Origin of the sequence: Shewanella sp. BJSY2023SW007, assembly GCF_047314525.1 — a bacterium.
GTDB lineage: Bacteria > Pseudomonadota > Gammaproteobacteria > Enterobacterales > Shewanellaceae > Shewanella > Shewanella chilikensis.
The window spans coordinates 60,783-67,232 of sequence record NZ_JBKORL010000031.1 but is presented as its reverse complement, the minus strand read 5'-3'; the positions used below and the strand labels follow the sequence as shown (position 1 = coordinate 67,232).

Genomic DNA, 6,450 nt, shown 5'->3' with positions numbered 1-6,450 from the left:
CATGTTTGTTTGGCGACTACAGAGTATCACCAACAGGCAGTTGATCTCTCCTCACCGTTTAACCATGAGTGGTGCACTTATTATCTGAATTCGGGGGGAAATCGGTATGCAGATTGACCTTTTACAGCAAGTTGATGATGACCTGCAAAATGAGCTTATCGACAAGCTCAGAACCTATAATCACAGCTATATGGGCAAGGAAGGTGGAAATAAGTCCTCGTGGCACTCTGGCTTGCACAGCAATTGGTGTTCAAGGCATCTGACTGAAGGCATGCCGGGGCCTGTCGAAGTCGGATAACGCCGAAAGCCGGTTGCTGTGAAAGCCCCGAAGGGCGTGGCTTACAGACCCGCCTGCTGTGTTGTGCTTCTTGCAAAGGATTAGCCATTTGCTGCGAACCACGCCTTGCATCCAGGTCCGTAAGCCGACGCAGAGTACCCATGGGGCTTGTTCCCACCTTCCTTAGTCAACCTCTGGCCGCCATCGCCCGCGACTCCAAGGGACAACTCATTGGTGGCGTGAGTGGCCGCAGCATCTATCGCCAGTTGCTGATTGAGGTGGTTTGGGTCGCGAAGGAGCATAGAGGTTCAGGTCTTGGCAGCCGCTTAATGGCTCTGTGCGAGCAAGAGGCAATCAAACGGGGGTGCCTGGCTGCGCAGCTCGACACTTTGTCGTTTCAGGCGCCGGCATTTTATGCCAAACAAGGGTTTGAAGTTGTCGGCTCGGTCAGCGAAATTCCCGGCAGTCCGGACAGGTATTTTATGTGTAAACGCTTCAATGGCTGAAGGCCAGGCTGCGACATGCCCTTCCCCATCAACAAAACGTCGACTGAAGCCGGTATTATCATACTCCCCCCAAAATGACAGAGGACGCCATGACACTGACACAACTCAAGAATCTGTTACAGCAATGCCCCAACGCCACTGCCGACTACCCTTTTGGTCCTAAGGCCAGAGTCTATAAGGTCATGGGTAAGATGTTTGCTCTGCTGGCCGAGCAGGAAACGCCCCCTAGGGTGACACTCAAGGCCAAGCCAGCCGACGTGCAGGCACTGATCGATAGCTTTGAGGCGATAGTGCCCGGCTATTACATGAATAAGCAGCATTGGTTCACGCTAACCTTGAATGGTGAGGTCAGCGAGGATATGCTCCGTGACCTGATTGAGGCATCCTACGCCCTGGTTGTCAGTAAACTGACCAAGGCGCAACAAGCCCAGTTGCAACAGCAAAACACCTAAAAATGACTTTTCAGATTGAGGGAACAATCGAGATGCGTGCCAGCCTGCGACAAAAAGTTATCCATGTCTGCCAGCAAAAAATAGCCCAGAAGGGCGAGAATGTTGGCGTCTCCTTCTATGCCTTCTTTGCCAACAAGAATGATGATCCCGAGTTGCTCATGGAGGCCGCTACCTGGTGGATCCAGACCCACAAACTGGATCACTTTGAGAAGGCCCGCAAAATTCTGCAAATGGTGCAAGCCGGGCAATAACCTCAGGGGCTGAGTAGCGCTAAACCAGAGCCTAATTAAGCCCATGGATATAAACCATGCAACAGCAGGAAGCGCCGGGGAAAGATGAGCGCATCCTGCTCGGCCTGGCTCTCAAAGAGAACCACAACCCGACCCCGGATTGGAAAACCACAAGATATGAACATTGAAACCCCATCCAGTGCCGACTTTGCTGAGCTGCTGCAAGTCTGGGAAGATTCAGTGCGCGCCACCCACGACTTTATCAGCGAAGCCGATATCGCCTTTTTCAAGCCGCTGATCCTCGATAAGGCCTTCCCGGCGGTGACGCTCAGATGTATACGAGATGAGGCCAAAGCCATTGTCGGCTTTCTGGGCGTAGCAGACGACAAGATAGAGATGCTGTTTGTTCACAGCCGGGCTCGCGGCCAAGGCGTAGGCAGTGCCCTGCTAAAGCATGCCATCGAAGACCTCGGCGCCAACTTGGTCGATGTCAATGAACAAAACCCACAGGCGGTCGGATTCTACCGCCATCAAGGCTTTAAACAAATCTCCCGCTCGGCACTCGATGCCATGGGTAAGCCCTTCCCTATTTTGCATCTGGCGCTTGATACTTCAGCAAAAAGGATAACTGATTGATGTCCAAGGAAGATGAGTTAAACAAAAAATATCGCGCTCTGCCCCGCGGCGCTCGTTGGCACTTAAAGCTGGATGCCCATGGACGAGCCTACTTTATTGGCAGACAGCAAACCCTGGCTACAATCTGGGGCTTAATCATGCTGGTTCCCCTGTCGGCCTCAAGTTTAATGACTGTGGTGCTGACAGGTAAATCACAGGTATTTCATGCCGTCTCGGCCTTGCTGTTGTTAACTCTGGCAACTGGCTGTTTGGGGGTGAGAAGGCGTTGGCTGTTTGACCCCAAAAGCGCTGAGATTCAAGAATACACTGGCTGGTGGCGTATAAAAGCCAAGCCCCGCAAAACCCTGCCCTACAGTCAACTATCTATTCATATTACCCCACTGGCGCAAACGCCCAATGGGGTGCAGCTGGTGCTGCTCGGACAGCGCCACACCCTGACAGATATGGCTGAAGCGCTGACATTGATAGGCTTTTTGCGCGGCTGCGCCGGCCCGCTTGCAGTCAATGAACTTGAAGTTTATGAACTTGAAGTTTATGAACTTGAAGTTTATGAAAAAGTCACTGCCTGGCCCGAGTTGAAAGCCGTGCCCTTTGACACAGCTCGAAGCGACTCGGCGCCGGAGGCCGAGAGCCAGGCCGCAAAATCCCCCCATACCGAAACCAAGCCTCTGAAAGCCGCGACTCAAACTGGCCAATCCAGCAGTCAGTACCGGCCCATTTGGGAGCAACACCTGATGTGGAAACTGGCACTGCCGCTGCCGCTTTTTGCCCTGCTCGGACTGCTACTGACACGCTTAGGGAGCTGAGCCATGGCGCACTGGAACAAGTACTCCTCACAAAGGGCCGAGTTGGTGTTTGGCCGCTGGACCTGGTTAATCGGCCTGCCGCTGGCGGCGCTGACTTTGGCACAGGTGTATTTCGGGCTTAACCCTGAACTGCTGCTCGGTTGGGCCATGGGGGCAACACTCGGCTGGCACGCGTTGTTCTGTCGCCATAAAATCTTGATAGACAAAGATACCTGTGTGCTGGTGCACAGTATTCGCAGTATCTACCCCATAGGGCAACTCAAGGTGCCACTGGCCGAAATCAGCGGATTTTGCCTCTGCCCCCACTTCGGCGAGCCCAGATACTGGGACTTGATCTTGATGCTCAAGGATGGTCAGAGAGTGACCCTGCTGAGACGTAAGGGCAAGGCCGCAATGCAGGAGCTGGGTAAAGAGCTGGCCGATGTCAGCGGCCTGGCCTATGACGAAGAGTTCAGAGACTGAATCCCGGTTTGCATGAGCATTGAATACCATTCCTGAAGAACCTAATTGTCAAACTGATACCAGACAAGGAGGCTGTATGTCTGTTTATACTTCACCAAACGCTCAAACCCCGAGCGCCAGCTATGGGCCAACGGACAAGAAACCCACTATCGCCATAGTGGCTTTCGATGAATTTACCGATATCGATCTGTTTTTGATGTGGGACATAGTGGGCCGCATCCAGAATGATTGGCAGGTCAAGCTGCTCGGCAGCAGCAAAAGTCACAAATCGGCATTGGGTCTTGAGATTGAGATGCAGGGCCATATTCGCGAAGCCAACCAGGCTGATGCCGTGCTGTTTATCAGCGGCAAACAGGGGATCCCGCTGGCGCTGCAAGACCCGGACTTTATCAATACTTTTGAGTTGGATCCCAACAAGCAACTGCTCGGCTCTATCTGCGCCGGTTCCTTTATCCTGCAAAGATTGGGGTTACTGGATTGCCGCGCAGCCACCACGCATCCGGATGCCAAAACGGCATTGCAAAAGACAGCTGCCGAAGTACTGGATGAACCTTTGGTGATAAGAGGCAACATAGCTACCGCCGGTGGCTGCCTATCGGCCATGTATCTCTGTGCCTGGCTGGCCGAACGCCTGCTCGGTGAAGAGAAACGCCGGGAAATGCTAAGGGAGCTGTTGCCCGCCGGACAACAGCTACAGTTTGAGGCCATTATTGATGCCAGCCTGCAAAGTGCTGCCGAGGCTGCAATCCAAACCGCATGCCAATAACTATTGAGAATAATCGCCTATAGAGGTTCTGTGGCAATAACAGCTTGAGAAATCCGTAGCGCTCCAGTAATTTGGGCCAAGTTTCATTGCTCGGTGCCGTTACCGAGCTTAAGGAGTCGAGATGCAATCTGCACTGGTAAGCAGCGAGTGGTTGGCCGCTCATCTTTCTGATCCCAAGTTGGTCATTTTGGATGCCAGCATGGACAAGGTGATAGGCCGCGAGCCGATAGTCTACGATGAGCCCTGCTTTATTGCCGGTGCCCGGCGGCTGGATCTGGAGCGGGAGTGCACAGATCTGCAGTCCAGTGAGTTACACGCCCTGCCGAGTCAGGCCCAGTTTACCGAGCTGGTGCAGCGGCTTGGCATCGACCAGGACAGCACTGTCGTCATCTATGACAACCAGGGTATCTACTCATCGCCCCGGGGCTGGTGGTGTTTCAAGGTCATGGGCTTTGAGCAGGTGTTTGTTCTCGACGGCGGTCTGCCCAAATGGCTCAAAGAGCAGCGCCCCTGTGCCGACAAGTTAGCGACCGAGTTTCCGCGCGGTAACGCCTGTGGGCAATATCAAGCGGAAAAGGTCTGTAACGCCCCCCAGGTATTGGATACCCTGGCAGGCAAGCAGGCCATGATACTGGATGCCAGGGCCAGTTCACGCTTTCTCGGCCAGAGTCCCGAACCCAGAGAAGGCGTGCGCAGCGGCCATATTCCCGGCGCCGTGAATCTGCCGTTTGCCGAAGTGCTGGATGGCGACAGCCTGAAACCTCAGCCGGCACTGGAGCAGATTTTTCTGCATCTGGGTGCCATGGACGCCAGACGCAGCGGCAAACCTTTGATCTTCAGTTGCGGCTCAGGGATCACCGCCTGTATTTTGATCCTGGCGGCCTATCAGGTACGCCTCGACGCCCTGATACTCTACGATGGCTCCTGGGCCGACTGGGGCAGCAAGGCCCATCTGCCGCTGGCAACAAATTAAGACCAAAGCCGTTATAAACCAAAGCGGTTAAAAATCAGGGTAGTTAAGAACAAGCTCTCGCTTCAGCCTAACTGAATACGAGCAGCAAACGGTTCTCTAGCTTCACCTTAACCCTCGAGATCAATCTCAAGCCTGCTTCCCCAAGCGGGCTTTTTAACATCATAGCCGCCCACCAGCTTGCCCCTCCCGAATAGAGCCAAGGCTGCTGCTTATGCTTGTCTAAAGAACAGCCTTAAGCCCTTTCCTTAAGGCGCCACACTTTCTTAAGGCGCCGCAATCTTTCAACCAACATGCTTTTCTTTCACCGCCACAAAGTATACGATTCATATATGTTTTATATATAAAGTGTATTTTTAGCATATGGGAATTATCAAGATCTCCGATGAACTCCATGAGGAGCTGCGCAAGGCCAGCGGCCTGATGGCGCGCTCCATCAACGCCCAGGCGGAATTTTGGATCAAGATGGGCATGCTGGCCGAGCTTAACCCCGACCGGAGTTTCAATGAGCTGATGGCCGAGCTGTATCAGCGGGAAGCCATCAAGGTACCTGGAGCGCAAAATGCTTGATCAAAAAAGAAAAATTCATTTAAAAACTGCGGCTGAAGCCGAGCTGATGCGCCGCTCAGGTGCCCTGCTTGCCAAGGTATTTGCCATGTTGGATGACTTTGTTGTTCCCGGCATCTCGACCATGGCCATCAACGACAGAGTAGAAGACTTTATCGTCAACGAGCTTATGGCGCGCCCGGCCAGCAAGGGCCAATACGGCTATGCCTATGTGCTCAACAGTTCGGTCAATGAAGTCGTGTGTCACGGGGTTCCGTCGGAGCAGCAGTTGCTGAAGGCCAGCGATATTGTCAATCTGGATATTACCCTCGAAAAGGATGGTTTTATTGCCGACTCCAGCAAGATGTACCTGATGCCACAGGCATCGCCTTTGGCCAAACGCCTGGTACAGGCCACTTATGAAGCCATGTGGCGAGGGATCAAGATGGTCAGGCCCGGTGCCCGCCTCGGGGATATTGGCCATGCGATTCAGCAGTATGCCGAATCCCAAGGCTACAGTGTGGTCAGGGAATATTGTGGTCATGGCATAGGGCGCGAGATGCACGAAGAGCCCCAGGTACTGCACTATGGCCGCGCCGCCAGCGGCCTGGAACTGCGAGCCGGTATGTGTTTTACCATAGAGCCGATGATCAATCAGGGCGGCGCCAAAATAAAGACCAAGAAAGATGGCTGGACAGTAGTGACCCGGGATAAAAAACTCTCGGCCCAGTGGGAGCACACCATACTGGTGACAGATACCGGCTATGAAGTGTTGACCCTCAGAGATGAAGAGCGCTGA

At 53.6% G+C, this 6,450-nt stretch carries 11 protein-coding genes; all 11 read left to right on the top strand.

Features of this window, described 5'->3' with window-relative positions:
• Nucleotides 1-106: 106 nt before the first annotated feature.
• The 11 genes from ACMHXE_RS06680 (at nucleotide 107) to map (ending at nucleotide 6,450) form a co-directional block, all read left to right on the top strand.
• The gene (locus ACMHXE_RS06680) at nucleotides 107-298 is read left to right on the top strand and encodes a hypothetical protein (protein WP_101053079.1); all 192 of its coding nucleotides are present in this window, start codon (nucleotides 107-109) and stop codon (nucleotides 296-298) included.
• A gap of 140 nt (nucleotides 299-438) precedes the next feature.
• Nucleotides 439-783: a GNAT family N-acetyltransferase gene (locus ACMHXE_RS06675; RefSeq protein WP_413731757.1), complete on the top strand. Its 345-nt coding sequence runs from the start codon at nucleotides 439-441 to the stop codon at nucleotides 781-783.
• A gap of 89 nt (nucleotides 784-872) precedes the next feature.
• Entirely contained in the window at nucleotides 873-1,235 is a 363-nt protein-coding gene (locus ACMHXE_RS06670; RefSeq protein ID WP_413731755.1) for an MmcQ/YjbR family DNA-binding protein, read from the top strand.
• A 32-nt stretch (nucleotides 1,236-1,267) separates the two neighbouring features.
• Entirely contained in the window at nucleotides 1,268-1,486 is a 219-nt protein-coding gene (locus ACMHXE_RS06665) for a DUF6500 family protein (RefSeq protein ID WP_028780256.1), read from the top strand.
• 156 nt (nucleotides 1,487-1,642) lie between these two features.
• Nucleotides 1,643-2,101: a GNAT family N-acetyltransferase gene (locus ACMHXE_RS06660; protein WP_028780257.1), complete on the top strand. Its 459-nt coding sequence runs from the start codon at nucleotides 1,643-1,645 to the stop codon at nucleotides 2,099-2,101.
• On the top strand, nucleotides 2,101-2,907 hold the full coding sequence (locus tag ACMHXE_RS06655) for a hypothetical protein (RefSeq protein WP_413731753.1): 807 nt from the start codon (nucleotides 2,101-2,103) through the stop codon (nucleotides 2,905-2,907). Before ACMHXE_RS06660 ends, ACMHXE_RS06655 begins: the two co-directional genes overlap by 1 nt.
• Before the next feature lie 3 nt (nucleotides 2,908-2,910).
• Complete coding sequence (locus ACMHXE_RS06650) at nucleotides 2,911-3,369, top strand: hypothetical protein (RefSeq protein WP_025010679.1); 459 nt, start codon at nucleotides 2,911-2,913, stop codon at nucleotides 3,367-3,369.
• 76 nt (nucleotides 3,370-3,445) lie between these two features.
• The gene (locus tag ACMHXE_RS06645) at nucleotides 3,446-4,135 is read left to right on the top strand and encodes a DJ-1/PfpI family protein (RefSeq protein ID WP_234596307.1); all 690 of its coding nucleotides are present in this window, start codon (nucleotides 3,446-3,448) and stop codon (nucleotides 4,133-4,135) included.
• Between the two features lie 121 nt (nucleotides 4,136-4,256).
• A complete protein-coding gene (locus ACMHXE_RS06640; RefSeq protein WP_208149312.1) occupies nucleotides 4,257-5,108 on the top strand; it encodes a sulfurtransferase in 852 nt (283 codons plus the stop codon).
• Between the two features lie 360 nt (nucleotides 5,109-5,468).
• Complete coding sequence (locus tag ACMHXE_RS06635) at nucleotides 5,469-5,675, top strand: ParD-like family protein (protein ID WP_025010681.1); 207 nt, start codon at nucleotides 5,469-5,471, stop codon at nucleotides 5,673-5,675.
• A complete protein-coding gene (gene map, locus ACMHXE_RS06630) occupies nucleotides 5,668-6,450 on the top strand; it encodes a type I methionyl aminopeptidase (RefSeq protein WP_224867593.1) in 783 nt (260 codons plus the stop codon). The genes ACMHXE_RS06635 and map overlap by 8 nt, the downstream gene beginning before the upstream one ends.

Excerpts from the sequence above, each read along its gene's own strand:
- ACMHXE_RS06665 (WP_028780256.1), top strand. The coding sequence starts at position 1,268 with ATGCGTGCCAGCCTGCGACAAAAAGTTATCCATGTCTGCCAGCAAAAA.
- ACMHXE_RS06680 (WP_101053079.1), top strand. The coding sequence starts at position 107 with ATGCAGATTGACCTTTTACAGCAAGTTGATGATGACCTGCAAAATGAG.
- map (WP_224867593.1), top strand. The coding sequence starts at position 5,668 with ATGCTTGATCAAAAAAGAAAAATTCATTTAAAAACTGCGGCTGAAGCC.
- ACMHXE_RS06660 (WP_028780257.1), top strand. The coding sequence starts at position 1,643 with ATGAACATTGAAACCCCATCCAGTGCCGACTTTGCTGAGCTGCTGCAA.
- ACMHXE_RS06640 (WP_208149312.1), top strand. The coding sequence starts at position 4,257 with ATGCAATCTGCACTGGTAAGCAGCGAGTGGTTGGCCGCTCATCTTTCT.
- ACMHXE_RS06645 (WP_234596307.1), top strand. The coding sequence starts at position 3,446 with ATGTCTGTTTATACTTCACCAAACGCTCAAACCCCGAGCGCCAGCTAT.
- ACMHXE_RS06675 (WP_413731757.1), top strand. The coding sequence starts at position 439 with ATGGGGCTTGTTCCCACCTTCCTTAGTCAACCTCTGGCCGCCATCGCC.
- ACMHXE_RS06650 (WP_025010679.1), top strand. The coding sequence starts at position 2,911 with ATGGCGCACTGGAACAAGTACTCCTCACAAAGGGCCGAGTTGGTGTTT.
- ACMHXE_RS06635 (WP_025010681.1), top strand. The coding sequence starts at position 5,469 with ATGGGAATTATCAAGATCTCCGATGAACTCCATGAGGAGCTGCGCAAG.
- ACMHXE_RS06670 (WP_413731755.1), top strand. The coding sequence starts at position 873 with ATGACACTGACACAACTCAAGAATCTGTTACAGCAATGCCCCAACGCC.
- ACMHXE_RS06655 (WP_413731753.1), top strand. The coding sequence starts at position 2,101 with ATGTCCAAGGAAGATGAGTTAAACAAAAAATATCGCGCTCTGCCCCGC.